Below are 24,268 nucleotides of genomic sequence, written 5' to 3'. Positions count from 1 at the left end.
CGGCCTGTGGTCGACGGGCTTCCGCGTGCGTGCGCGTGGATGATCTGCTGTGCCAGGCGGTCTGCGAGCCGCGGTGCTCACGCTCGCGCGGCTCGCTCCGCCTCAGGCCGTCAGGAGGGGTCGACCGGCCTGTGAGCGGTCGATCGGGCGTAGAAGTCCGCGAGGTCCGCCTTCATCTTCGCCACGACGACCTCGTCGACGAACGTCATGTGGCCCGATTCGTAGAAGCGGAACTCGACGTTCTCGCGCAGGTGCGGGGCGAGGTACAGCTTGGCGATGTCGACTTCGGCGCCGAAGAATGGAGTCGCGAGGTCGTAGACGCCGCCCATGACCGCGACCCGCAGGTTCGGGTTGCGGCGCATCGCCGCCGAGAGATCGAGGCTCACGACGGGCACCTGCATCGGTTCGTCGATGCCGGGGGCCTTGTGGTGCCAGTCCCAGGCGCGCGAGATCACCATGTTGTACAGGTGGCGGTAGTGCAGGTCGCTCGTGTAGCCGAGATCGCCGGCGATGTGCTCCCGGAACGCCGAGAGGTGTGCGCTGTTCACGCCGGCGGTCGCCGCGTCGTCGGTGGCCGGGTCATGCGAGCCCGTGCCGACCACGTACTGGTGATCGGCGACGAAGCGGGTGTCGAAGCGGCCGACGACCTGGCCCTTGTCGGCGAGGAGGGCATAGCGGAACGGCTCCATGCCGATGCGGAACCGACGCTTGCGCACGAGGTCGGCGTCGAGGCCGGTGAACGCGCTGAACCGCTCGGCCACCGCCTGCTCGCGATCGGCGGGGAGCCGGTCGCCGAGCTGGAGCGCGGTCGCGTATTCGGTCTGCGCGAACTCGCGCGCCTGATCCAGCACCTCCTCGACGCTCGTCGCGCCGATGCGAGACCGGCCGTGATACCAGGCGGTCGCGGCGAGCGAAGGCAGGAGGTTGATGTGCTCCTGGTCGAGACCGAGGTGGTTCTCCGCCCAGTTGAGCATGGTCGAGAGCAGCACGACGCCGTTGAAATCGAGCCCCTGGTTCTGCAGCCGGTGCACGAGCGCGGCGGCCCGGGTCGTGCCGTACGACTCGCCGAAGAGGAACCGGGGGGCGTTCCAGTTGTTCGTGAGGGTGAGGTAGCGGGTGATCGCGCGGGCGAACGCGTCGACGTCCTGGTCGACGCCCCAGACCTCCGCGGCCGACGTGTCGCCGAGCAGGCGCGAATAGCCGGTGCCGGGAGCGTCGAGGAAGACGAGATCGCTGTGCTCGAGCAGGCTGTGCGGGTTGTCGCCGACGGTGTACGGCGCGGGCGGGGTCGCCGCCGGGGTCGCGGTCGGCGTGCGCTTCGGCCCGAATCCGCCGATGTTGAGCCACAGGCTCGCCGAGCCGGGTCCGCCGTTGAAGAGGAAGGTGATCGGTCGCCTCGCGGCGCCCTCCTCACGCAGGGCGGAGTACGCGACGTAGAACATGCTCGTCCTCGGGCGCCCGTTGTCGTCGTGGACGAGGACGGTTCCCGCGGCCGCGGTGTACTCGAGCGTGCGCTCGCCGAATCGGATCGTGTGCCGGGTCTCGACGCGTTCCTCCGCGTCGACCGCCGCTCCGGGCTCGGTCATCCTGCTCCAATCAATATATAGATTATTGCGAATAGCCTAGCGGAATGCCCTGTGGATGCCCGTTCGCGCGGAGTGTGCGCCCAGGTCGTCTCCGGGCCCCTGCTTCCGTGTCCCGGGTGCTGTTGACACCCGTAACTCCTGTTTCATACGATCATAAATGATTATAACCATTTATGTGATGGCTTCGCGAGGACCCCGACATGCCCAAGCACTACACGAGCCGGCACTCCGCGGTGATCGGTGACGTCTCGATCGACTTCACGGCGGAGGCGGGTCGCGTCTCGATCGCCGACGAGTCGGGGCGCACGCTGGGCGACGCCTGGACATTCGCGTACGTCCGGGACGGGGGAGAGGCGGAGCGTCCGGTCCTCTTCCTCTTCAACGGCGGGCCGGGCTGTTCCTCCATATGGCTCCACCTCGGGGGGCTCGGCCCCTGGCGTGCCGCGGTTCCCCGCGAACTCGACGCCGCGCCCGTCGCGCGGGACACGCTGGCGCCGAGCCCCGACGCCCTCATCGACACCGCCGACCTGGTGTTCATCGACCCGATCGACACTGGCTTCGGCCGGCTCGCCGACGGCGTCGAACCCGCCGCGATCTCGAGTGTCGACCGCGACGCCGCGATCACCGCGCAGATCGTGCGGTCGTGGCTGGAGCGCCACAACCGGCTCGAATCGCCCGTCTACCTGCTCGGCGAAAGCTACGGCACGACCCGGGCCGCGCTGACCGCCACAGCCCTTCTCACCGCCGAGGAGCCGGTCGCGGTCTCCGGCGTCGCCATGCTCGGCCAGTGCGTGAACGCGCAGGAGACCACGCAACGTCCCGGCAACCCCGTCGGGTTCATCGCCGCCCTCCCGCTGCTCGCCGCCACCGCGTGGTACCACGGGAAGAGCGCTTACGGCGCGCTCGCCCTGGACGAGGTGGTGCGCCGGGCGCATGCGTTCGCCGTGGACGAGTACGCGGCGGCGCTGCTCACCGGGGAGATGCCTGACCCGGTCGTCGAGCGGCTGGCGGGCTTCACCGGGCTCGGCGCCGTGGAACTGCGGGCACGCCGCCTCCGCGTCGACAAGGAGGAGTACCGCAGGCTGCTCCTGGCCGACCGGGGACTCGTGGTCGGGCTGACCGACGCGCGCTACACCCTGCCCGCCCCGGCTGCCGGCGCGGGCGGGCCGCATGTCGACGCCGCGTCCGTACGGCTCGATCCCGTCTTCTACGCCGCCGCACGGCGGTTGTTCACCGAGCACCTGGGGATCCCCCGCAAGCGCCGCTACCGCGTCGCCGTCGCCGCTCACGAACGCTGGAACTACCTCGAGGACGCCGCCGTCGCGCGGTTCGGCGGCAGCGCGATGCCCTCGCCCTTCGCGCTGTTCGACTACCCGGCGCACCTCGCGGCGCTGCTCCGTGCCAACGCCGGCGCGCGCCTGTTCTTCGGCACCGGATACTTCGACACCCTGACGACCGTCGGCTCGCTCGAGCACCTGCTCTCGCAGTACGGACTGCCGGCCGCGCGACTGCGCGAGGGGCGCTACCCGGCCGGACACATGATGTACACCGACCCCCACAGCTCGGCCGCGCTGTCGGCCGACCTCAGGGCCTTCGTCCGCGAGGGAACGGCGTGATCGACAACGCCGGGAGCGCGGGCGCCGGCATCCACACACTCGCGCGGCGGACGGCCGCGCTCGGCAACGGCAGGGAAGGGAAGTGAGCATGGCGGAGGTCGCATTCGTCGGTGGACGCGTGGTGACAGGCACCGGTCGCGTCATCGACCGCGGCACGGTCCTGGTGCGGAACGGCGTCATCGAACGCGTCGACGACGATCCACTCGTACCCGAGGGCGTCCCCATCGTGGAGGTGGACGGACGCTGGGTGCTCCCCGGGTTCGTCGACGCGCACACCCACATCGGCGCCCACGAGGACGGCGAAGGCCCGGCGGGTGCGGACGCCAGCGAGGTCAGCGCACCCGACATGTCCGCCGTGCGTGCCATCGACGCCGTCAACATCGAGGACCGCGCCTTCAGGGACGCGCTCGCGGGCGGAGTCACGACCGTCGTCGTCAAGCCCGGATCGGGCAACCCGATCGGCGGGACGAGCGTGGCGATGAAGACCTGGGGCGGCCGGACCGTCGACGAGCAGGTCGTGAAGCATCCGGTCGGGATGAAGTCGGCCCTGGGCGAGAACCCCAAGAACGCCTGGGGGGAACGCGGCCAGCTGCCGCGCACGCGGCTCGGCGTCGCGCTGGTCATCCGGAAGGCGCTCATCGCGGCGGGCGAGTACGCCGCCCGGCGGGCCGGCGCCCAGGAGAAGGGCGAGTTCTTCGCGCGCGACCTCGGCAAGGAGGCGCTCGCCGCCGCGCTTGCCGGCGACCTCGTGTGGGACCAGCACGCGCACCGCCACGACGACATCGCGACCGCGCTGCGGATCGCCGGCGAGTTCAACCTTCGCCTCGTGCTCAACCACGGCACCGAGGCCCACCGGCTCGCCGCCGAGCTGGCCGAACGCGACGTGCCCGTCATCTTCGGCCCGGTGCTCTGCACCCGGGGCAAGGTCGAGACCCGCGAGGCGTCCGTGAAGAATCTCGTCGCGCTGACGCGCGCCGGCGTCCGCACCGCCATCTGCACCGACCACCCGGTGGTGCCGGTCGACGCTCTCGTCCTGCAGGCGGCCGTCGCCAGAAGAGCCGGACTGACCTGGGACGAGGCGATCGCGGCGATCAGTTCGGCCGCGGCCGGGATCGCCGGGCTCGACGAGCGGGTCGGAGCCCTCGAGCCCGGCCGCGACGGCGACGTCGTCGTGTGGAGCGGAGACCCGCTCGACGTCGGCTCGACCGTCGAGCGCGTGCACATCCTCGGACGCGAGGTCTACCGGGTCGAGAACGGCGCGCCGATCGTGGCGGATCGGTGGGCCGGGCGATGAGCGCGTCGACGCCCGAGTCGCTGCGTGCGGACGCCGCCGGACTCGCCGAAGGTCTCGTCGCGCTTCGACGCCGTCTGCATCGCGAACCCGAGGTGGGCTTCGACCTGCCGCGCACCCAGGCGGCGATCGTCGAGGCGCTCAAGCCGCTCGACCTCGAGATCCGCCTGGGCGAGCGCCTCAGTTCCGTGACCGCCGTCCTCCGCGGCGACCGGCCCGGCCCCTCGGTGCTGCTGCGGGCGGACATGGACGCGCTCATGATCCCCGAGGAGACCGGCCTCGAGTTCGCGTCGCGGAACGGTGCGATGCACGCCTGTGGTCACGATCTGCACGTCGCCGGTCTCGTCGGCGCGGCCCGGCTGCTCGCGGCTCGGCGGTCCGAGATCAGCGGTTCCGTCGTCTTCATGTTCCAGCCCGGGGAAGAAGCGGGCGGGGGCGCGCCCCTGATGATCGACGAGGGAGTTCTCGACGCGGCCGGGCAGCGCGTCGAGGCGGCCTACGGCATCCATGTCCTCCCCGGCGCGCCCGGCACGTTCTCCACGCGTCCCGGTCCGCTCATGGGCGGCGCGAACGTGCTGCGCGTGCGGGTCGCCGGACGCGGCGGACACGGTTCACGCCCTCACGAAGCGGTGGACCCGGTGCCGGTGCTCGCGGAGATCGTGCTCGCGCTTCAGTCGTACGTCACCCGTCGCGTCTCCGTGTTCGATCCGGTCGTCATCTCGGTGGCGAAGCTCTCGGCGGGCGAGGTGCTGAACGCGATCCCGGATGACGCCGAGCTCGGCGGGACGGTGCGCACCATGTCGAAGGCGTCGTCCGAACGCCTGGCCACGGAGTTGCCCGCGCTCGCGACGCGTATCGCGGAGGCCCATGGCTGCCGCGCCGAGACGGAGTTCGAGATCGTCTATCCCGTCACCGTCAACGATGCGGAGCGTGCCGAAACGGCCCTGCAGACGCTGTCCGAGACCTTCGGGGCCGACCGCGTGCAGCGGCTCGAGTCGCCCATCATGGCCTCGGAGGACTTCTCGTTCGTGCTCGACGAGGTGCCCGGAGCATTCGTGTTCCTGGGGGCGACGCCCTCTCACGTCGACCCGGCGCAGGCCGAGATGAATCACTCGCCTCGTGCGCTCTTCGACGACGGCGTGCTCGCCGACCAGGCTGTGGCACTGGCCGCGCTCGCGCTGCGACACGTCGCGGCCCGGGGCTGAGCGCCCTCGGCGTATCGACCTCCTGCCGCCCGCCTGCGGCGCCGACGACACGCGGCAGACCGCCGCCGCGTCGGCGCCGCAGGGGTCAGGACCTCCGCAGCAGTTCGGCGGCGAGGGCGAGGAAGCGGTCGTTCTCCTCGGTCGTGCCGATGGTGACGCGCAGCCCGTCCGTGCCGTACGCCCGGAGGATCACCCCGCGCTCCTCGAACGCGGCGGCCATGGCGGGGCCGTCCGGCATCGGCATGAACACGAAGTTGGCCTGGCTGGGCACAACGGGCACGCCCAGGTGGATCAGTTCGTCGGTCACGCGGGTGCGCTCCTCGACGACGTGTGCGATGCGCTGCTTGATCTCGACGTCGGCCTCGGGGGCCAGCGCGGCGAGGGCGCCGGCCTGAGCCAGGGTGGAGACCGAGAATCCGACGATCGCCTTCCTGATCAGCTCCGCCGTCTCCGGCCGCGTCACGCAGTATCCCACCCGCAGTCCGGCAAGGCCGTACGCCTTGGAGAACGTGCGCAGCACAGCGAGGTTGGGCCGCTCGGCGACGAGGTCGATGCCGCACGGCGAGCCGGGGTCGGTGACGAAGTCCCAATAGGCCTCGTCCAGCACGAGCAGCACGTCATCGGGCAGCGCGTCGAGCAGCCGGTCCAGCTCGGTGCGGGACACCACGGTGCCGGTCGGGTTGTTCGGGTTGCACACGATCACCATCCGGGTCCGGTCGGTCACCGCCGCCGCCATCGCGGTCAGGTCGTGGGTGTGCCGGCCGTCCAGCGGGACCGTGACCCCGGTCGCCCCCGAGACCGCGGTCACGATCGGGTAGCTCTCGAAGGCCCGCCACGCGTGCAGGATCTCGTCGCCGGGGCCGGCGATGACCGAGGCCAGAACCTGGAGCAGCGCGCCGGAGCCGTTGTCCACGACCACCTGCGACGGATCCACGCCATGCCGCCTCGCGAGCGCCTCGGTCAACTCCACCCGGTGGAAGTCGGGGTAGCGGTTCAACGTGGCGGCGGCCCGCGAGATCGCGTCCACCACGGCTGGCAACGGTCCGAACGGCATCTCGTTCGAAGAGAGCTTGACCTGGGGGCGGCCCGCCACGGGAGCCCGGCCCGGTTTGTAGGCGGCCAACTCGTCGATGGCGGCGCGGTGCTTGACGGTCATCTCACTCCTCTTACGGCAGGACGAAATCACGTAAATCTATATAATGGTTTTGGTTGGGCCGCAAGACACGGAAGGGGCCGGCGCCTGTCAGGCGCCGGCCCCTTCCGGGTGGGCGAGGTCAGCGGTCGTCGCGCGTCAGACCGCGGTGGCGCAGTGCCATGGCCTCGGCGCCACGCTGGTCGCCCCGGATGACCGCTTCGACCAGGTCGACGTGCACCTGGAGCCGGTCGGCCGAGCCCTTGCGGAAGTCCTCCGCGGTTATGGCGGAGGACAGATCCCTGCTGATGTAGTCGACCAGCCGGGTGTACATGGTCCGCAGCAGGATGTTGGGGGAGATCAGGGCGAGCCGGCGGTGCAGGTCCCAGTTGCAGCGCTGCGCTTCGGCCGCGTCCGGCCAGGACCGCCGCAGCTGCTCGAGCATCTCGGTCAGCTCGTCGATGTCCTGTTCGGTGCGGTGGGCGGCCGCGTCGAGCGCCACCTCCTGGTCGAGCACGTCCAGGACGGCCAGGCAGTGCTTCACCGACGCGCCGTCGGCGCCGATCTGCAGCATGTCGTGACCGAGCCGGACCAGCGGGGACTGCTCGGCGACGAAGATGCCGCCACCCGGCCCTGGGCGCACGTCCAGAACGCCGCGCAGCCGCAGCACACGGATCGCCTCGGCCAATGTCGCGGGCGCGACTCCGAACTGCTGGCGGAGGTCGTCCTTGGTGCCCAGGCGGTGGCCTGGCGCGAGGTGGTTGCGGCGGATCGCGTTTTCGAGGCGCTCGACCAGCGTCTCGGCGATCGACGACCGCGCGTCGCTGCGGTCGAAGGTCACCTGGGTGACCGCGTCTGCATCGTACATTCCGGCTTCTCTCTGGGGCGGCGACCCGTCAACTGTAGATCGTTCGCCGTGTCGTCGGGGCGTCGTTCACGCGTCCTCGATCCATAGAAACCATACAAATGGTTGACACTCTCCCTCAACAGACATAACCATATACATGATTTACGGGATCGGCTCGGGCCTCCCTCACGGCCATCGGGGACGCCCCCGTGCCGGTCCGGCTGGTCGTCCACGAGATACGGCCGTTCGCCCCGCCTGGTCCTCGACCGATGAACTTCCCTAAGGAGATACATGGACATGACGGGCGGCGAGGCTCTCGCCCGTTCGCTGGCGGCCAACGGCGTCAGCCAGATCTTCGGCATCCCCGGCGTGCAGCTCGACCACGCCGCGGACGCGCTCTACCACGCGAGCGACGACATCGCCTTCACTGGCGTGCGTAACGAGCAGGCCGCCACCTACATGGCCGACGGCTACGCACGCTCCACGGGCCGGCCCGGCGTCGCGATGGTGGTGCCGGGCCCGGGCATGCTGAACGGCCTGGCCGGCCTCGCCACCGGGTACGCCTGCTCCTCACCGCTGCTCTACCTCTGCGGGCAGATCGACTCGACGGCGATCGGCAGAGGACTCGGCGCGCTGCACGAGATCCCCGACCAGAGCGGCATCCTGCGTTCGCTCACCAAGTGGAGCGGCCTGGCGGAGCGTCCCGAGGACATCCCGGGCCTGGTCCACCGCGCGTTCTCCGAGATGCGCTCGGGAAGGCCCCGGCCGGTCGGCCTGGAGATCCCCCCTGACGTGCTCGCCGCGCGGGCCGACGTCCAGATCCCCGGCGCCGCCCCGCACGCGCCCGCCGTTCCTGACCAGAAGCTGATCGACGCCGTGGCCGAGCTGCTGCGCGGCTCCCGCCGGCCGTTGATCTACGCGGGCGGCGGCGTGATCGCCGCCGACGCCTCGGAGGAGCTGCGCGAGCTGGCGGAGATCCTGCACGCGCCGGTCGTGGTGAGCGAGAACGGCCGTGGCGCGATCTCCGCCAGGCACCCGCTCGCGTTCGACGCGCTCGCGTTCCGCCGGCTGCGCGAGGACGCCGACGTCGTGATCGCGGTCGGCACCCGCTTCGTGACCGCGTTCAGCGCCCAGGTGAACACGGCCGGGGCCCGGCTGGTCCTGATCAACGCCGAGGCCGCCGATCTCGGCGAGCCTCGCACCCCGGACCTCGCCGTGCTCGGCGACGCCCGGCTGGCGCTCGCCGCGCTGGCCGAGGAGCTGCGCGGCGAGGACCGCGAGTCCCGCACGGCCGAGTTCGAGGCGGCGCGGGGCTGGCTGGAGGAGCAGTACGCCGACATCGCCCCGCAACGGGCCTACCTGCGGGCGATCCGCGCCGCGCTGCCGGACGACGGCGTCCTGGTCAGCGAACTGACCCAGGTCGGCTACGCCGCCAACGTCTGCTTCCCGGTCTATCAGCCGCGCACATACCTGACCCCGGGATACCAGGGCACGCTGGGGTACGGCTTCGCCACCGCGCTCGGCGCCAAGGCGGCCGACCCGGACCGGCCCGTAATCTCCGTCACCGGCGACGGAGGTTTCTCCTGGACGCTCCAGGAGCTCTCCACCGCGAAGAAGTACGGCCTGGCCACAGTCACGGTCGTGTTCAACGACGGTTTCTTCGGCAACGTCCGGCGGATCCAGCGCAACCGCTTCGGCGCCCGCTACTTCGCCACCGACCTGGTCAACCCCGACTACGTCAAGCTCGCCGACTCGTTCGGCATCGCCGCCGCCCGGGCGACCGGCCCCGATGAGCTGGAGGCGGTGCTGAAGGAGGCGCTGGCCGCCGACGAGCCCGTGCTCGTCGACGCGCCCGTCGGGGAGTTCCCCGGCCCCTGGCACCTGATCCACGAGGGCGTGCCGCGCCCCGAGCCGCTGGAGAAGCCGTGATCGAGCGCAACGACCTGCTGATCGGCGGCGAGTGGACCGCCGCGCGCGGCGACGCCCTCGGCGCTTCCGGCGCGATCGACGTGGTCGACCCGGCCACCGACCAGGTGGTGGGACGTGTCCCGATCGCGTCGGCCGAGGACGTCGACGCCGCGGTCCGGGCCGCCGCCGCGGCGTTCCCGGCCTGGTCCCAGGTGCCGATGACCGAGCGGGTCGCGCTGGTCGAGCGGATCAGGGCCGGTGTCGAGGCGCGGCGGGAGGAACTGGCCGGGCTGCTCACGCTCCAGATGGGGACGCCCATCACGTTCGCCAGGCAGGCGCAGCTCGGCGTCACGCTGGCCGACCTCGACGAGATCGTCAAGGCCGGACGTGACTACGCCGCCGAGGAGGTCGTCGGCGGCGCCCTGGTGGTGCGTGAGCCCGCCGGCGTGGTCGCCGCGATCACTCCGTGGAACTTCCCGCTGCACCAGATCGCGCTCAAGGTGGGCGCGGCCCTGGTGGCCGGGTGCACGGTCGTGCTGAAGCCGAGCGAGCTGACCCCGCTGGACGCCTACGTCTTCGCCGAGATCGTGCAGGCCGCCGGCGCGCCCGCCGGCGTGTTCAATCTGGTGCCGGGCGACGGGCCGGTCACCGGTGAAGCGCTCGTCGCGCATCCCCTGGTGGACGTCGTGACGCTGACCGGATCCGTCCGGGCGGGAGCGCGGGTGGCCGAACTGGCCGCCCCCACGATCAAGAAGGTCACGCTGGAGCTCGGCGGGAAGTCGGCCGGAATCGTGCTCGACGACGCGGACCTCGCGTCCGTCGTCCCGCAGGCGGTCGGCGGGTGCTTCGCGAACGCGGGGCAGATCTGCGCCGCGCTGACCCGGCTGCTCGTCCCCGCACACCTGCTCGACGAGGTCGAACGGCTCGCGATCGAGGCGGCGTCCGGGTGGGTGCCCGGGCCGCCCTCCGACCCGGCGACCCGGATCGGCCCGCAGGCGTCGCGGCGGCAGCAGCGGATCGTCCAGGACTACATCCGCGCCGGCATCGAGGAGGGCGCGCGGCTCATCGTGGGCGGCGCGGCGACAGAGGGGCCGGGCGCCTACGTCTCCCCGACGGTCTTCTCCGGCGTGCGCCCGGAGATGACGATCGCACGTGAGGAGATCTTCGGCCCGGTCCTTTCGATCATGAGCTACGCCACGGAGGACGAGGCGGTCGCCATCGCCAACGACTCCGACTACGGGTTGTCCGGTGGCGTGTGGTCGGCGGACCCGGCCAGGGCCCTGGCGGTGGCCCGCCGCCTGCGCACCGGGATGGTGAGCATCAACGGGGCGGGACTCAACGTCGCGGCGCCCTTCGGCGGCTACAAGCGGTCGGGCATCGGCCGCGAGTGCGGACGCTACGGCATCGAGGAGTTCCTGGAGACCAAGGCCGTGGTCGGCCTGCCCGAAGGCGTCGCCTGAAGCGTCACCGCTCACGTGACGGGTCGTACCGCGGTTCTCCCATAGGGGCCGCGGGATCAGAAATCATCTCTTTCGTTTGGTTGGAGCCGGTATGGCAGAAGTGCGGATCACCGGACTGGTGAAGCGCTTCGGGGACGTCACCGCGGTACGGGACGTCGAGCTGACGATCGCCGACGGCGAGTTCCTGACGCTGCTCGGCCCGAGCGGCTGCGGCAAGACGACCACGCTACGCTGCCTCGCCGGACTGGAGACGCCGACCGGTGGCGAGATCGCCATCGGAGGCGACACCGTCTACTCCGCCGCGCGCGGCGTGTGCGTGCCGCCGGAGCGGCGCCGCGTGGGGATGGTGTTCCAGAGCTACGCGCTCTGGCCGCACCTGACGGCCGGCGCCAACGTCGGCTACCCGCTCCGCGCGGCCCGGATGGCAGCGGCCGAGCGCAGGGCGAGGGTGGCCGAGATGCTGAAGGCGGTCGGCCTGGCCGACTTCGCCGGGCGCTATCCGGGTGAGCTGTCCGGCGGGCAGCAGCAGCGGATCGCGCTCGCCAGGGCGATGGCCGGACACCCCCGGCTCATGCTCTTCGACGAGCCGCTGTCGAACCTCGACGCCAAGCTGCGGGTCGGCATGCGTACCGCGATCCGCAGGCTCCAGCGGGAGATCGGCACCACCGCCGTCTACGTCACGCACGACCAGGAAGAGGCGATGGCGCTCTCGGACCGGGTCGTGGTGATGAGCGAGTCGGTGATACAGCAGGAGGGCACGCCCCGTGAGGTCTACACGCGCCCGGCCAACCGGTTCGTCGCGGACTTCATGGGGTTCGAGAACATCTTCGACGGGACCGTGGGGGAGGCGGACGCCACAGGGTTCGCCTTCCACCCGTCCCCGGGCGGGCCGCCCCTGAGGGTCGCCGGGCCGCCGCCGGGCCCGTCCGGTTCCGCCGTCGAGGTCGCCGTACGGGCCGCCCACGTGCGGGTGGTCCCGGGAGGGGCGGCGGGCGAGGAGCCCGGCGTGCGCCGGGCCGTGGTCCGCGACGCTGTCTACCTCGGCGGGCGGACCGAGCTGACGGTGGACGCGGAGGGACTGCCGATCACCGTGTCCGTGCCGCACGGGCCCGGCGCCGGGCACGCGTACGCACCCGGGGACGGGCACGAGGACGACGGCGTCCGGGTTCCCGGCACCGGGGAGCGGATCGCGGTCACGCTGAGCGCGGGGCACGCCGTGGTGCTCGGGATGGCCGGAATCTCGGCCGGGGTGGCCGCATGACCGCCGACGGCCGCGCGACCGCCGGGGCGCCGCCGTACCCCGGCGTGCCGCGCGGCCTCCCCGGCCGCCTGATCGCGCGGGCGCGGGGGATCGGCCCGGGCGCGTGGGCGCTGGCGGCGCTCTGCACGGTGCTCTTCGTGTGGCCGGTCTCGATGATCGTGGTCGCCGCCTTCCACGACGGCCTGATCAGCGACCCGGGCGGGACCTGGACGGCCGGACCTCTGGTCGAGACGCTCTCCGACCCCGGCACGCTCGCCGTGCTCGGCCAGTCGGTCCTTCTCGCGAGCGTCGTGTCGGTGCTGTCGATGCTGATCGCGGCGGTCTTCGCCTGGATGGTCGCCCGCACCGACGTGCCGCTGCGCGGGCTGGTGACGCCGTTGATGCTGCTCACCATGGTCAGCCCGAACCTGTTCTTCGCGATCTCCTGGGACATGCTCGGCAACCCGCGGGTGGGCCTCATCAACCAGGTCATCATGGCGATGACCGGGGCGGAGCGAGGGCCGATCGACATCACGTCGTGGCCCGGCCTGATCTTCGTGTGTGTGCTCAAGGCGGTCGGGTTCAACTACTTCCTGATCCTCGCGCCCTTCCTCGCCATGGACCGGTCGCTGGAGGAGGCCTCGCTGGTCTCGGGGATGGGAAAGATCCGCACGTTCTTCCGGGTTCACGTGCCGCTGCTCGCCCCCGCGCTGCTGGGAGCCCTGCTGCTGGCGTTCGTGAGTTTCCTGGAGGCGTTCGACTTCCCGCAGATCATCGGGCTCCCCGCGGGAATCCGGGTGTTCTCCACCGAGATCTACCGCTACATCAGCGGTGACGCCGGCGGCCGGTACGCCGAGGCCAGCAGCCTCGCGCTGGTGCTCATGGTGATCATCGTGGTGCTGATCGCGGTGCAGTCCCGGGTGCTGGGCAGGAAGCGCTACACCACGATGAGCGGCAAGTCCTACCGCACGGAGCGATGGTCGCTCGGTCCGGTGCGCTGGCTGGGCACGGCGATGATCGCGCTGCACGCGCTGCTCGCCCTGGTGTTGCCGCTGATCCAGCTCTACATCGGCAGCTTCCAGTCCTTTTTCGGGCTCTACGACAACTGGACGCTCGACAACTACCGCAGGGTGCTCGACGACCCGGACACGGTCAGCGCGATCACCACCACCTTCGGCCTGGCCTTCGTCGGAGGGTTCGCGACCATGCTCCTGTGCGTGGTGCTCGCCTGGGTGATCAGGACGCGGCCCGGCCTGCTCAGCCGCTACATGGGCGGCGCGCTCTGGGTGACCGTCACGGTGCCCGGGATCGTGCTCGGCATGGGGATCATGTGGTCGTTCCTCTCGGTCCCCGGCCTGAACCAGCTGTACGCCACCGTCTGGATCATGCTGATCGGCCTGGTCATCGCCGCGGTCCCGGTCGCGGTACGCACCGCGGAGGGCTCGGTCGCGCAGATCCCGGCGGAGTTCGAGGAGGCCGCCAGGGTCTCCGGGGCCGGTCGCGTGCGCGCCTTCCTCGGTCTGATCCTGCGCCTGCTCATCCCCAGTTTCGGGTACGGCTGGCTCGTCGCGGCCATCCTCATCTCCGGCAACCTCGCCGTCCCGCTTCTGCTGGCCTCACCCGACGTCGCGACCGTGGCGATCGAGGTCCTGAACCTTAACCGATCGGGGGACACCGCCACCGCGGCCGCCCTGTTCGGGTTGCTGCTCGCCGTTTGGGGAGTGCTTGCCGTACTCGCTCTGTCGGCCCGCGCGTTGGGCCGGCGCCTCAAGGAGAACCGATGAAGCACCTGTTCAGGGCGGCCTGCACGCTGGCCGCCGCGGTCTCGCTCTCGCTGACGGCGGCCTGCGGCGGATCCGCCGGCACGTCTGTGGGGGCCGACGAACTCGACCTCGCGCCGCTGAAGGTGGACGCGGCCACGGCCGCCCACCTGAAGGACCTCTACACCAAGGCCACGGACAGCGGCGACACGAAGATCGTCGGATACATGCAGGGCTGGGAGCAGTACCAGAAGGTGTGGGACGCCTTCCAGAAGCGCTTCCCCGGGATCACCACCAAGGGCCTGGCGGTCAACGGACCCGAGCTGACGACCAAGCTGTCCGCCGAGCGCTCCTCCGGCAAGCACGTCGGCAGTCTGCTCGGCGGTCCCGACTTCCAGCGCAAGGACGTGCTGAAGCCCCTGGACCTGCCGGCGGCCAAGACGTTGGCTGCCGCCTACCGCGAAGACGCGGGCATCTTCTACGCGCCGACGACCACGGTCTGGGGCATCGAGTACAACTCGGACAAGGTGACCGGCGCCGACGTGCCCAAGAAGTGGTCCGACCTGCTGGACCCGAAGTGGAAGGGCCGGATCGTGGCGGGTGACGCCACCACGCCCAGCGCCACCTCCGGCACGCTCATCCGGTTGTACGGCGCGCACGCCATCGACGACGCCTGGCTGGACCGGCTGAAGGCGCAGGACGTCACGTTCAAGTCGTCACTGGAGATCGCCGACCAGTCGGTCGCGCGTGGCGAGTTCGACATCCTGCTCACCACGCTGTCGGACTTCTACTTCCCGTCCAAGAGGAAGGGCGCACCGATCGGGTTCGCCTTCCCGCTGGAGGACGGGAACGTGTCGACCCCGACCTACTTCGCCGCGCTCAAGGACGGCGCCGCCCCCGAGGCCACCGAGCTGCTCATGAACTGGCTGTTCACGGCGGAGGCGCAGCAGGCGTTCGCCGGGATCGACGCGCTGCCCACGATGCCGGGCGCGCCCGCGGTCCAGGGCCTGGTCCCGCTCGACCAGGTGAAGCTGCTCGACATCCCCGGCCCGGAGGAGATCACCTCTCTCTGGGACCCGATGACGGCCAAGTTCAAGGACGTCTTCGGCACCCCCAAGGGCTGAGCCGCGCCGGCCCGGGGGCCGCGACGACGCGATCAGCGACCGACTTGCCGGTCTTTGTCGGCTGCTTGAACGCCACCGGCCTGAGATACTGGATGCACCATGTCTGTTGCACGAGCTGTTCCACGCCGGCGCTCAGCCGTCGACGCTGTCGCGTCCGAGATCGAAGACGGCATCACCGAGGGACGGCTCCGGGTGGGCAGCAGACTCGGCACCCGCGCGGAGCTCGCCGGTAGATACGGTGTGGCGCCGACGACCATCGCCGAGGTGGTGCGCGTCCTCGAGGCCAAGGGACTGATCACGACCCGCACCGGCCCCCAGGGCGGAGTCTTCGTCGCCCAGCGGACGGCGCAGGCCGTGATCGGTAACGGATTCCTGAACCTCCAGGACGTGACGAGCACCGCGATCGACTGCGTCCGGGTGATCGACGCGCTGGAGCCGGCCGTCGCGCAGGCGGCGGCCGAGCACCGGTCCGCGGCTGACGCCGAAGACCTCAACCTGATCCTCGAGAAGCTCCGCACGACATGGGGTGACCGGGTCGCCGGCCTGCGTACCAACTGGCGCCTGCACCGCCGGATCGCGGAGATCGTGCCCAACCCCGTCCTGAAGACGGTCTACCTCAATCTGCTGGCGTACGTGGAGTCACACGACGACTTCTATGTCGCCGATGACGGCATCCCGCCCAACTCCGGGATCCGGCTCGAGATCCATGAGGAGTTGGTCGCGGCGATCGTGGCGGGAGACCGGATCGCCACCGCGGATGCCGTCAGGCGCCATCAGACCGTCTACGACGACTTCCACGTCGTCGAGGCTCCCTGACGGGACGCTCCTCGAGACGCCGCGCGGGCGACCGCCTCGTCGATCGCGGACAGGTCGAGTCCCACCAGGCCCTCAGACGGGTCGACCCGGACGACGACGCCGCCCGGATCGTCGGGCAGCGGCTCCAGATCGACGACCGGGTCGTCGATCCACACCCAGGGCCGGCCACCGGCGTACTGCCGGATGGCGGCGAGCTTGTTGAACTGCAACGGCAGGTAGGGCCACGGGGTGGCCGGGAGGCCGAGAACGTCGGCCAGCGCGAGGTGGGCGTTCGGTCCCCATTCGGAGGCCCAGACGATGCTGTAGCGCTGGGCGAGGTGGGCGACGGCCTCGCGGGTGCCATCGGGCACCCGGAGGTCGCGCGCCCACTTTCCTCGCGCAGACAGATGCTCGACGCGGGCCGGGACGCGCGCCTCGCCCTCGAGGACGACGACGCCGTCGACGCCGAGCACGGCCAGCGGTGTCTCGGAAGAGACGGCCGCCGGCGTGTACTTGGCCAGGAGCGCGACGGAGTCAGGCATCCACGAGTCCCTCCGCCAGTGCTTCTTCCGGGGTGAGGAAGAAGTTGCCGCCGGTGATGGTGACGACCTCGTCGGCGGGGTCGCGGATCACGCCGGCCGGGTCGTCGCCGGCGGCGACGGCGCGGATCTGCTTGGCCATCATCCGGCGCAGCATCGCCACGCCCTGGTCGGTGGTGGTGAGGTGGTCCTCGGAGTGCAGCGAGATCGGTCCCTGGCTCTTCTGCGCCTCGTAGTCACCGGGCATGCGCCGGTGCTCCTCCTCGGTGAGCTCGGCCCACGGCTTGCCGCCGAAGGTGGAGCGCAGCTTGACCAGGAAGTCGGGGTCCTCGTGGACCGCGAGGGTGAAGATGCGGAAGGTGGTGTCGTCCTCGGGCACGACCCACCCGATCAGATTGGTCTGGCCGGGCGTGAGCCGGGGGCTGGGCACGACACGGAGGTTGGGGAACATCACCTCGGTCCGGCGGCGCAGCGCCCGCTTGTCGTCGAGTTTCCTGATCTGCGTCGAGCGGACCCCGACCGGTGTGTACTCGAACGTGACCTCGGGGATCACGGCCATCTCCGGGGTGAACTGCTCGCCGCTGAACCGCGCGTGCAGGATCGGCACGTGGAAGGGGTCCATCACGTTCTCCCAGTGCTGCAGCCAGTTGAAGTCCAGCACCTCGGGCCCGCCGCCGCCGACGCCGGCGTCGTTGACGATGAGATGACAACCGTCGGGGATGTTCTCGAAGACGTCGTAGCGGGGCAGGACGGGCTTCTTGTCCGCGGGCCCCATGTAGGCCCACACCAGTCCGTACAGCTCCTGCACGGGATACCAGGGCTGACGGACCTTGTCGCGGTGCCGGCCGAGGTCGGGTTCGCAGGGCTGCTCCAGGCAGTGCCCGGTCGGATCGAAGACCCAGCCGTGGTAGCAGCAGCGGATGCCGTCCTCTTCCACCCCTCCGTAGTAGAGCGAGGCGCCGCGGTGGATGCATCGCGGATGCAGCAGGGCGGGCTTGCCGCGGCCGGTGCGGAAGAGGATGAGCTCCTCGCCCAGCACCTTGACGCGGCGCGGGGTGGTGGTCACCTTCTCGGCCTTCGAGATCGGATGCCAGTATCGGCGCATCACCTCCCCGTACGGCGTGCCGGGGCCGACCTGGGCGAGCTCGTTGAGCGGCCCGCCGAGTTTCAGCCCGTAGGCGGTTCCTGTGTCGAGTGCGGCTTCGGTGGCGGGGGTTGTTGTCGCGTCAGACATCGAGTTCCAGCTCTTCTGTCAGGGCCCGCGAGACGCAGACCATCATCGTGTCGTTTGCTTGCTTCTCCGCGTCGGTGAGGATCGAGTCGCGGTGGTCGACCACGCCGTTGAGCACGGCCAGCTCACAGGTGCCGCAGACGCCCTCGCGGCAGGAAGACGGGAGGTCGATGCCGACACTCGCCAGGGCGTCGAGAACGCTCTGGTCGGGCTCGACCGTCATAGACTGCTGCGAGCGCGCGCAACGCACCACGAAACTCCCTTGGCGCAACGGCTCACTCAACGGCTTGGCCTGGAAGCGCTCCACTCTGACCTCGCGCCCGAGGTCGCGCGCGTGCTGCTCCACCTCGACCAGCATCCGTTCGGGGCCGCAGCAGTAGACGGCCGCCGACGGGTGCGCTCGCGCGACGGCATCGCGCAGGTCGAGACGCTGTCCCTCGTCCGAGGCGAACACGTGAACGGTCCCGGTGCCGTTGCCGTCGCCGAGCTCGTCACGGAACGGGATGGCGTGGCGCGAACGGACGGCGAGGTGCAGAACCCAGGGTCTCCCCTCGGCGGCGGCACGCCGCATCATCGGGAGGAGCGGGGTGATGCCGATGCCGCCCGCGAGGAAGACATAACGCGGGGCGTCGACGAAGGGGAACGTGCTGCGCGGCGCGCTCACCTTCAGGATCTCGCCGACCCGAAGCCGTTCGTGGACGTGCTTCGACCCGCCGCGGCCGCCGTGCTCGAGAGCAACGGTGATCCGGTAGGACGAACTGTCGGCGGGATCACCGCTGAGGGAGTACTGCCGGAGCAGGCCCGGCGCCAGTTCGACGTCGACGTGAGCGCCCGGCGCCCACGCCGGAAGAGCGGCCCCGTCGTCCGAGGCGAGCACGACGGACACGATTCCCGCCGCTTCCCAATGCAGTGTGACGACACGTAGGGCCAGGGACGGCGGCTGCGCCTTCGCGCCGGTTTCAAGCGGTCGGTCGAGCTGCATCGCCGTCATCGAAGCGGCCCACCAACGAAGAGCCCGCTGAGATCGGCGGGCAGCCCCACGGCGCCCGTCGCGAGTCCGACGCCGGGCGCTTCGATAGCACTCTGATTCATCGTGTCCTTCCAGTCCACGGCAGCGTCACCAGTCACAAGGAGACGTGGCAGCGGCCACGATAGTGCATATTAGACATGTTTAATAGGGTTGATCTGTGGCTGTGCTGTCACTGCGGGCCTATTCAGCATGTTGAATAGGTTCAACCGGTTCCATTCTGATGCGAGATCGTATATGGTGCGTGGCGATCGACCGCGGCGCCGTGACCTGCGCCGCTCCGGCTGGTAGCGGGGGAGGTGGCGCGCGTGGCCCACGGCACGATGGCGGGGCGATGGCCGCTCGCCCGTCCGAACCGCGCCCGTCCGAACCGTGCTCGACCGAACCGTGCCCGTCCGAACCGTGCCCGTCCGAACCGTGCCCGTCCGAACCGTGCCCGGCTGGCCGCGACGGAGCCCGCGCGATGACCGCCGGGCCCCTGGTGGCCGACCTCCGGACTCCCGTCACCCCTCGGCCGGAACGTCAGTTGCTCCGGCTGCTCGGCCCTGCCTTCGTCGCCGCGATCGCCTACGTCGATCCCGGTAACGTCGCCGCGAATCTGTCCGCCGGGGCGAAGTACGGCTACCTGCTGGTGTGGGTCCTCGTCCTCGCGAACGCGATGGCGGTCCTGGTCCAATATCTGTCCGCGAAGCTGGGACTGGTCACGGGGCGCACGCTCCCCGAGATTCTCGGTGACCGACTGTCACGACCGGCGCGTCTGCTCTATTGGGCGCAGGCCGAGGTCACCGTGGCCGCCACCGACCTCGCGGAGGTGATCGGCGGTGCGATCGCCCTTGAGATTCTGCTGGGTCTGCCCCTTCCGGTGGGCGGCATCCTCGTCGGCGTGCTCTCGACGGTCATGCTCGAACTGCAGTCCCGCCATGGCCAGCGGGCTTTCGAGATACTCGTCATCGGCCTGCTGGCAGTGATCGCGATCGGATTCGCCGGCGGCTTGCTGGTGAGCCCCGTGGACTGGTCCGGCGCGGCCGGCGGCCTGGTTCCCCGGCTGGACGGGTCGCCCACGGTGCTGCTGGCCGCCGGCATGATCGGTGCGACCGTCATGCCGCACGCGGTCTACCTCCACTCGAGCCTGGTGCGCGATCGTCATGGCTTCCACGAGGATCCGCGACGTACGAGGCGGCTGCTGAAGGTCACGCGCTACGACGTCGTGGGCGCTCTCGTCGTCGCCGGCGGCGTCAACGTCGCCATGCTGCTACTCGCGGCAGCGGCTCTGCGGGGCGTGGCCGACGTCGACACGATCCAGGGGGCCGCGCGCGCCATCACCGCCCATCTCGGAGTCGTCCCAGGTCTCGTCTTCGGAGTGGGTCTGCTCGCCTCCGGGCTGGCGTCCACCTCCGTGGGAAGCCATGCGGGAGCGGCGGTCATGGACGGCCTTCTCCACGTCCGGGTGCCCCTCCTCCTGAGACGGGTCGCGACCCTTGTCCCCGCGCTGATCGTGCTGGGGCTCGGCGTCGATCCGACCTGGACCCTCGTCCTCACCCAGGTGGTGCTCTCGGTGGGAATCCCGTTCGTGCTCGTGCCGCTCGTCTGGTACACGAGCCGGCGTCGCGTCATGGGCGACTTCGCCAACGGTCCCGCGCTTCGTGCCGTCAGTGGCGTGGTTTGCGCGGCCGTCGCGGCGTTGAACGTCCTCCTGATCCTCATGGTCGTCACCTAGTCGAACTCGCCATATCGGAACGCATGAAGTCGTAAATGTACGTAACGGAGAGTAACTTTGCTGCAGCAAGAACAGATCGAGCGGATCGCCGACGAGCTGCTCGCCGCCGACCGTGAGCGGAGCGTCGTGCCGCTCCTGACCGCGCGCAACCCCGGGATGGAGATCGAGGACTCCTACGCCGTCCAGGCGCTGTGGGCCAGGCGCAGGGTCGAGGCGGGCCACAGGATCGTCGGCCACAAGATCGGCTTGACCTCCAAGGCGATGCAGGCCGCCACCGGGATCACCGAGCCCGACTACGGGGTGATCTTCGACGACATGGTCTTCGAGAACGGTGCCGCGATCCCGTTCGACGACTTCTCCAACGTGCGCATCGAGGTCGAGCTGGCCTTCGTGCTGGACAAGCCGCTCACCGGCCCGGCCTGCACCTTGTTCGACGTGCTCGACGCCACCAGGTACGTCGTCCCTGCCTTGGAGATCCTCAACTCCCACATCGAGCTGCAGGGCCGGACCATCGTCGACACCATCAGCGACAACGCGGCGATGGGCGGGATGGTCGTCGGCGGGCGCCCTGTCGCGGTCGACGCGGTCGACCTGCGCTGGGTGAGCGCCCTGCTCTACAAGAACCAGACGATCGAGGAGACCGGGGTCGCCGCGGGTGTGCTCAATCACCCGGCCACCGGCGTGGCCTGGCTCGCCAACAAGCTCGCCCAGCACGGGACCACGCTCGAGGCCGGGGAGATCATCCTGGCCGGTTCGTTCACCCGTCCGGTGTGGGTGGAGCGCGGCGACACCGTCCACGCGGACTACGGCGACCTGGGGGCGATCACGTGCCGCTTCGAGTAGACCCGACCTTCCGCGACGCTCTCACCGCGGCCCGCCGGCCGCTGATCGGCATGTGGGTGTGCAGCGGCAGCCCGCTGGTCGCCGAGATCTGTGCCGGTAGCGGACTCGACTGGCTGTTGATCGACGCCGAGCACAGCCCCAACGGCCTGGAGTCCCTGCTCGCCCAGCTGCAGGCCGTCCACGGCTACCCCGTGACCCCGCTGGTGCGCCCGCCGGCCGGCGACCCCGTCGTCATCAAGCAGTACCTCGACCTGGGCGTGCAGAACCTGCTGATCCCGATGGTCGACACCGCGGAACAGGCCGCGGCGACGGTGAGCGCGGTCGAGTACCCGCCGCGCGGCATCCGGGGAGTGGGCAGCGCACTGGCGCGGGGCTCTCGCTGGAACCGGGTCCCCGACTATCTGCGCACCGCCCGCGAGACCATCTCGCTCTATCTCCAGATCGAGTCCGCCGAGGCGGTCGGGAACGTCGAAGCCATCGCCTCCACGCCCGGAGTCGACGGCATCTTCGTCGGACCGTCCGATCTGGCCGCCTCGATGGGCGTGCTCGGAGAGCAGGACCATCCCGAGGTGGTGGCCGCGGTCGAGCACTGCCTCCGAGCCGCCGCGGCGGCCGGCGTCAAGGTCGGCCTCAACGCCTTCGCGCCGGCGCTGGCCAGGCGATACCTCACCGCCGGCGCCGACTTCATCCTCGTCGGCGCCGACGTCCAACTGCTCGCCCGCGGGAGCGAGAGGCTCGCCGCCGAGTTCATCGAGGAGACACCGTGAGCGGGCTCGAACGACCCGGCAAGATCATCGCCCTGCACCTGAACTACCCGTCCCGCATCGCGCAGCGCGGGCGCACCCCGGCGCACCCGTCGTTCTTCCTCAAGCCGACCTCGTCGATGGCCGCGAGCGGCGACGTCATCGAGCGTCCCGCCGGCACGGAGCTCTTGGCGTACGAGGGGGAGGTCGCGTTGATCGTGGGCACCCGGGCGCGCCGGGTCACGCCCGAGGAGGGGTGGGCGTCGATCTCGGGGATCACCGCCGCCAACGACTGGGGCGTCTACGACCTCCGCCTCGTCGACAAGGGCTCGAACCTGCGCAACAAGGGGGGAGACGGGTTCACCCCGCTGGGCCCGGAGGTGATCCCGGCCGCGTCGGTCGACCCCACGGCCCTGCGCGTCCGCACCTGGGTCAACGGTGTGCTCAAGCAGGACGACACGACCGCGGACCTGGTCTTCCCGTTCGGAACGCTCGTGGCCGACCTGTCCCAACTGATCACCCTTGAGCCGGGTGACGTCATCCTGACCGGCACACCGGCCGGCTCCTCCGTGGCCGTCCCGGGCGACGTGGTGGAGGTCGAGGTCGACGCGCCGACCGCCCCCGGTGCGCCCAGCACAGGCCGCCTGATCACCAGGGTGGTCGAGGGGACGACGCCGTTCGCCGAGTACGGCGCGAAGCCCCATGTCGACGATCTGCAGCGCATCGAGGCGTGGGGCGACGCCGAGACGGCGGGTGTCACCGTGCCGGCGCCGTTCGTCCTGACCGACGAGCTGCGCGACAAGCTCTCCTCGGCCGCCGTGGCGACGATCAGCGCGCAGCTGCGCAAGCTGGGCTATCCGCACGCGTCGATCGACGGCGTCCACCCGCTGGTCCCCGGGACGAAGATGATCGGAGTCGCGCGGACCCTGCGCTTCGTCGCGCACCGGCCGGATCTGTTCGAGTCGCACGGCGGCGGCTTCAACGCCCAGAAGCAGGCCTTCGACTCTCTCGCGGAGGGCGAGGTGCTGGTGATCGAGGCCCGCGGAGACGCCACAGCGGGCACCGTCGGCGACGTCCTCGCTCTGCGCGCGAGGACGCTGGGCGCCGCCGGGATCGTCACAGACGGGGCCGCGCGTGACTCGGCCGCCGTCGCCGGCATCGGCATTCCCACGTTCGCCCAGGCCGCGCATCCCTCCGTGCTCGGCAGGCGGCATGTCCCGTGGGAGGTCGACGCCGCGATCACCTGCGGAGGCGCCGCCGTCGTGCCCGGTGACGTCGTCGTCGGCGACGACGACGGAGTGGTCGTCATCCCGCAGCGGCTCGTCGAACGGGTCGCCACCGGAGCCGCCGACCAGGAGGCCGAGGACGCGTGGGTCGCCGCACGGGTGTCGGAGGGTCACCCCGTCGACGGCCTCTTCCCGCTCAACGCCGAGTGGCGCCGGCGCTATCAGGCCTGGCGGGAGGAACAGGCTTGACCCAGACCAGGAGCAAGTCGCAGATCGCGTACGACTGGATCCGCGAGCGGATCGAGACCGGTCGATTCTCGCCCGGATACCGCCTGGTCCTCGACGCCGTCGCGAGGCAGATCGGCGTCAGCACGGTCCCGGTGCGCGAGGCGATCCGCCTGCTCGAGGCGGAGGGCCTGGTGACCTTCGAGCGCAACATCGGTGCCCAGGTCGCCTTCATGCACGAGCAGGAGTACGTGTACACGATGCAGACGCTCGCACTCGTGGAGGGCGCCGCGACCGCGCTGTCGGCACCCCGCATCACCGGGGACCACATCGCCCGGGCCAGAGCGGTCAACGACCAGATGGCCGAGTCCCTGAAGGCGTTCGACCCGCACCGGTTCACCGAGCTCAACCGCGCCTTTCACGCGGTGCTCTTCGAGGAGTGCCCCAATCCGCACATCGTCGACCTCGTCCACCGCGGCTGGAAGCGGCTGACCGTGCTCCGTGACTCCGTCTTCGGCTTCGTGCCCGGTCGCGCGCACGAGTCCGTCGACGAGCACGAGGCGCTCCTACGGCTGATCGAGGCCGGAGAGACACCCCTGACCATCGAACTCGCGGCTCGCGACCACCGGCTCCGCACTCTCGACGCGGTGCTGGCCTACCAGGCCGACCGCCAGCGGCATGCCACGTCCGACGCCGACCGCTGACCCCGATCCACCGAACTCACCCGACCCACTCACCTGCCCAGGAGCAACC

20 protein-coding genes are annotated in these 24,268 nt (G+C 70.6%); 14 read left to right on the top strand and 6 right to left on the bottom strand.

Annotated elements, in window-relative coordinates; genetic code table 11:
* Positions 1 to 110 precede the first annotated feature (110 nt).
* Positions 111 to 1,586: a S10 family peptidase gene (locus ACQEVJ_RS26190; RefSeq protein WP_433105387.1), complete on the bottom strand. Its 1,476-nt coding sequence runs from the start codon at positions 1,584 to 1,586 to the stop codon at positions 111 to 113.
* 200 nt (positions 1,587 to 1,786) lie between these two features.
* Between ACQEVJ_RS26190 and ACQEVJ_RS26185 the strand changes: the two genes are divergently transcribed.
* The 3 genes from ACQEVJ_RS26185 (at position 1,787) to ACQEVJ_RS26175 (ending at position 5,698) form a co-directional block, all read left to right on the top strand.
* Positions 1,787 to 3,202, top strand: a complete 1,416-nt coding sequence (locus ACQEVJ_RS26185; RefSeq protein ID WP_433105385.1) for a S10 family serine carboxypeptidase-like protein — start codon at positions 1,787 to 1,789, stop codon at positions 3,200 to 3,202.
* A gap of 88 nt (positions 3,203 to 3,290) precedes the next feature.
* Positions 3,291 to 4,496: an amidohydrolase family protein gene (locus ACQEVJ_RS26180; RefSeq protein ID WP_433105383.1), complete on the top strand. Its 1,206-nt coding sequence runs from the start codon at positions 3,291 to 3,293 to the stop codon at positions 4,494 to 4,496.
* Positions 4,493 to 5,698, top strand: coding sequence for a M20 metallopeptidase family protein (locus tag ACQEVJ_RS26175; RefSeq protein WP_433105381.1), 1,206 nt, complete (start codon positions 4,493 to 4,495; stop codon positions 5,696 to 5,698). Before ACQEVJ_RS26180 ends, ACQEVJ_RS26175 begins: the two co-directional genes overlap by 4 nt.
* Positions 5,699 to 5,783: 85 nt before the next feature.
* On the opposite strand, the gene hisC is transcribed toward ACQEVJ_RS26175, so the two are convergent.
* Together hisC and ACQEVJ_RS26165 are read right to left on the bottom strand one after the other, a co-directional pair.
* Positions 5,784 to 6,854, bottom strand: a complete 1,071-nt coding sequence (hisC, locus tag ACQEVJ_RS26170; RefSeq protein WP_433105377.1) for a histidinol-phosphate transaminase — start codon at positions 6,852 to 6,854, stop codon at positions 5,784 to 5,786.
* Positions 6,855 to 6,972: 118 nt separating this feature from the next.
* Positions 6,973 to 7,698 (bottom strand): FadR/GntR family transcriptional regulator, encoded by a 726-nt coding sequence (locus ACQEVJ_RS26165; RefSeq protein ID WP_433105375.1) that lies wholly within the window; start codon positions 7,696 to 7,698, stop codon positions 6,973 to 6,975.
* A gap of 270 nt (positions 7,699 to 7,968) precedes the next feature.
* Between ACQEVJ_RS26165 and ACQEVJ_RS26160 the strand changes: the two genes are divergently transcribed.
* The 6 genes from ACQEVJ_RS26160 (at position 7,969) to ACQEVJ_RS26135 (ending at position 15,985) form a co-directional block, all read left to right on the top strand.
* Entirely contained in the window at positions 7,969 to 9,606 is a 1,638-nt protein-coding gene (locus tag ACQEVJ_RS26160; RefSeq protein WP_433105373.1) for a thiamine pyrophosphate-dependent enzyme, read from the top strand.
* Entirely contained in the window at positions 9,603 to 11,045 is a 1,443-nt protein-coding gene (locus ACQEVJ_RS26155) for an aldehyde dehydrogenase family protein (RefSeq protein ID WP_433105371.1), read from the top strand. The genes ACQEVJ_RS26160 and ACQEVJ_RS26155 overlap by 4 nt, the downstream gene beginning before the upstream one ends.
* Before the next feature lie 91 nt (positions 11,046 to 11,136).
* On the top strand, positions 11,137 to 12,306 hold the full coding sequence (locus tag ACQEVJ_RS26150; RefSeq protein WP_433105369.1) for an ABC transporter ATP-binding protein: 1,170 nt from the start codon (positions 11,137 to 11,139) through the stop codon (positions 12,304 to 12,306).
* Positions 12,303 to 14,069: an ABC transporter permease gene (locus ACQEVJ_RS26145; RefSeq protein ID WP_433105367.1), complete on the top strand. Its 1,767-nt coding sequence runs from the start codon at positions 12,303 to 12,305 to the stop codon at positions 14,067 to 14,069. Before ACQEVJ_RS26150 ends, ACQEVJ_RS26145 begins: the two co-directional genes overlap by 4 nt.
* Positions 14,066 to 15,169: an ABC transporter substrate-binding protein gene (locus ACQEVJ_RS26140; RefSeq protein ID WP_433105365.1), complete on the top strand. Its 1,104-nt coding sequence runs from the start codon at positions 14,066 to 14,068 to the stop codon at positions 15,167 to 15,169. Before ACQEVJ_RS26145 ends, ACQEVJ_RS26140 begins: the two co-directional genes overlap by 4 nt.
* 99 nt (positions 15,170 to 15,268) lie before the next feature.
* Positions 15,269 to 15,985 carry a FadR/GntR family transcriptional regulator gene (locus tag ACQEVJ_RS26135; protein WP_433105363.1) on the top strand — a complete coding sequence of 239 codons (717 nt, stop codon included), beginning with the start codon at positions 15,269 to 15,271 and terminating at the stop codon, positions 15,983 to 15,985.
* Here the strand turns inward: ACQEVJ_RS26135 and ACQEVJ_RS26130 are convergent.
* From ACQEVJ_RS26130 to ACQEVJ_RS26120, 3 genes are read right to left on the bottom strand one after another with little or no spacing between them, the layout of a single operon-like run.
* The gene (locus ACQEVJ_RS26130; RefSeq protein WP_433105361.1) at positions 15,952 to 16,506 is read right to left on the bottom strand and encodes a hypothetical protein; all 555 of its coding nucleotides are present in this window, start codon (positions 16,504 to 16,506) and stop codon (positions 15,952 to 15,954) included. The genes ACQEVJ_RS26135 and ACQEVJ_RS26130 overlap by 34 nt on opposite strands.
* On the bottom strand, positions 16,499 to 17,737 hold the full coding sequence (locus ACQEVJ_RS26125; protein WP_433105359.1) for a Rieske 2Fe-2S domain-containing protein: 1,239 nt from the start codon (positions 17,735 to 17,737) through the stop codon (positions 16,499 to 16,501). Before ACQEVJ_RS26125 ends, ACQEVJ_RS26130 begins: the two co-directional genes overlap by 8 nt.
* Positions 17,730 to 18,716 carry a PDR/VanB family oxidoreductase gene (locus tag ACQEVJ_RS26120; protein WP_433105357.1) on the bottom strand — a complete coding sequence of 329 codons (987 nt, stop codon included), beginning with the start codon at positions 18,714 to 18,716 and terminating at the stop codon, positions 17,730 to 17,732. Before ACQEVJ_RS26120 ends, ACQEVJ_RS26125 begins: the two co-directional genes overlap by 8 nt.
* Positions 18,717 to 19,224: 508 nt before the next feature.
* On the opposite strand from ACQEVJ_RS26120, the gene ACQEVJ_RS26115 reads away from it, so the two are divergent.
* The 5 genes from ACQEVJ_RS26115 to ACQEVJ_RS26095 are packed head-to-tail and all read left to right on the top strand — an operon-like array spanning position 19,225 to position 24,219.
* Positions 19,225 to 20,478, top strand: a complete 1,254-nt coding sequence (locus tag ACQEVJ_RS26115; protein WP_433105355.1) for an Nramp family divalent metal transporter — start codon at positions 19,225 to 19,227, stop codon at positions 20,476 to 20,478.
* 57 nt (positions 20,479 to 20,535) lie between these two features.
* A complete protein-coding gene (hpaH, locus tag ACQEVJ_RS26110) occupies positions 20,536 to 21,321 on the top strand; it encodes a 2-oxo-hept-4-ene-1,7-dioate hydratase (protein WP_433105353.1) in 786 nt (261 codons plus the stop codon).
* Complete coding sequence (locus ACQEVJ_RS26105) at positions 21,306 to 22,088, top strand: HpcH/HpaI aldolase family protein (RefSeq protein ID WP_433105351.1); 783 nt, start codon at positions 21,306 to 21,308, stop codon at positions 22,086 to 22,088. The genes hpaH and ACQEVJ_RS26105 overlap by 16 nt, the downstream gene beginning before the upstream one ends.
* The gene (locus tag ACQEVJ_RS26100; RefSeq protein WP_433105349.1) at positions 22,085 to 23,539 is read left to right on the top strand and encodes a fumarylacetoacetate hydrolase family protein; all 1,455 of its coding nucleotides are present in this window, start codon (positions 22,085 to 22,087) and stop codon (positions 23,537 to 23,539) included. Before ACQEVJ_RS26105 ends, ACQEVJ_RS26100 begins: the two co-directional genes overlap by 4 nt.
* A complete protein-coding gene (locus ACQEVJ_RS26095; protein WP_433105347.1) occupies positions 23,536 to 24,219 on the top strand; it encodes a GntR family transcriptional regulator in 684 nt (227 codons plus the stop codon). Before ACQEVJ_RS26100 ends, ACQEVJ_RS26095 begins: the two co-directional genes overlap by 4 nt.
* The last annotated feature ends 49 nt before the right edge of the window (positions 24,220 to 24,268 follow it).

The organism is Microbispora sp. CA-102843 (genome assembly GCF_050936215.1).
In the GTDB taxonomy this organism is placed as follows: Bacteria; Actinomycetota; Actinomycetes; order Streptosporangiales; family Streptosporangiaceae; genus Microbispora.
The sequence above is the reverse complement of the archived record's forward strand: the minus strand, read 5'-3'. Positions and strand labels throughout refer to the sequence as shown.

What these genes read in the sequence shown, in the direction of transcription:
- ACQEVJ_RS26180 (WP_433105383.1), top strand. Translation starts at nt 3,291, where the DNA reads ATGGCGGAGGTCGCATTCGTCGGTGGACGCGTGGTGACAGGCACCGGT.
- ACQEVJ_RS26185 (WP_433105385.1), top strand. Translation starts at nt 1,787, where the DNA reads ATGCCCAAGCACTACACGAGCCGGCACTCCGCGGTGATCGGTGACGTC.
- hisC (WP_433105377.1), bottom strand. Translation starts at nt 6,854, where the DNA reads ATGACCGTCAAGCACCGCGCCGCCATCGACGAGTTGGCCGCCTACAAA.
- ACQEVJ_RS26175 (WP_433105381.1), top strand. Translation starts at nt 4,493, where the DNA reads ATGAGCGCGTCGACGCCCGAGTCGCTGCGTGCGGACGCCGCCGGACTC.
- ACQEVJ_RS26160 (WP_433105373.1), top strand. Translation starts at nt 7,969, where the DNA reads ATGGACATGACGGGCGGCGAGGCTCTCGCCCGTTCGCTGGCGGCCAAC.
- ACQEVJ_RS26140 (WP_433105365.1), top strand. Translation starts at nt 14,066, where the DNA reads ATGAAGCACCTGTTCAGGGCGGCCTGCACGCTGGCCGCCGCGGTCTCG.
- ACQEVJ_RS26190 (WP_433105387.1), bottom strand. Translation starts at nt 1,586, where the DNA reads ATGACCGAGCCCGGAGCGGCGGTCGACGCGGAGGAACGCGTCGAGACC.
- ACQEVJ_RS26165 (WP_433105375.1), bottom strand. Translation starts at nt 7,698, where the DNA reads ATGTACGATGCAGACGCGGTCACCCAGGTGACCTTCGACCGCAGCGAC.
- ACQEVJ_RS26145 (WP_433105367.1), top strand. Translation starts at nt 12,303, where the DNA reads ATGACCGCCGACGGCCGCGCGACCGCCGGGGCGCCGCCGTACCCCGGC.
- ACQEVJ_RS26120 (WP_433105357.1), bottom strand. Translation starts at nt 18,716, where the DNA reads ATGCAGCTCGACCGACCGCTTGAAACCGGCGCGAAGGCGCAGCCGCCG.
- ACQEVJ_RS26115 (WP_433105355.1), top strand. Translation starts at nt 19,225, where the DNA reads ATGACCGCCGGGCCCCTGGTGGCCGACCTCCGGACTCCCGTCACCCCT.
- ACQEVJ_RS26125 (WP_433105359.1), bottom strand. Translation starts at nt 17,737, where the DNA reads ATGTCTGACGCGACAACAACCCCCGCCACCGAAGCCGCACTCGACACA.
- ACQEVJ_RS26130 (WP_433105361.1), bottom strand. Translation starts at nt 16,506, where the DNA reads ATGCCTGACTCCGTCGCGCTCCTGGCCAAGTACACGCCGGCGGCCGTC.
- ACQEVJ_RS26135 (WP_433105363.1), top strand. Translation starts at nt 15,269, where the DNA reads ATGTCTGTTGCACGAGCTGTTCCACGCCGGCGCTCAGCCGTCGACGCT.
- ACQEVJ_RS26150 (WP_433105369.1), top strand. Translation starts at nt 11,137, where the DNA reads ATGGCAGAAGTGCGGATCACCGGACTGGTGAAGCGCTTCGGGGACGTC.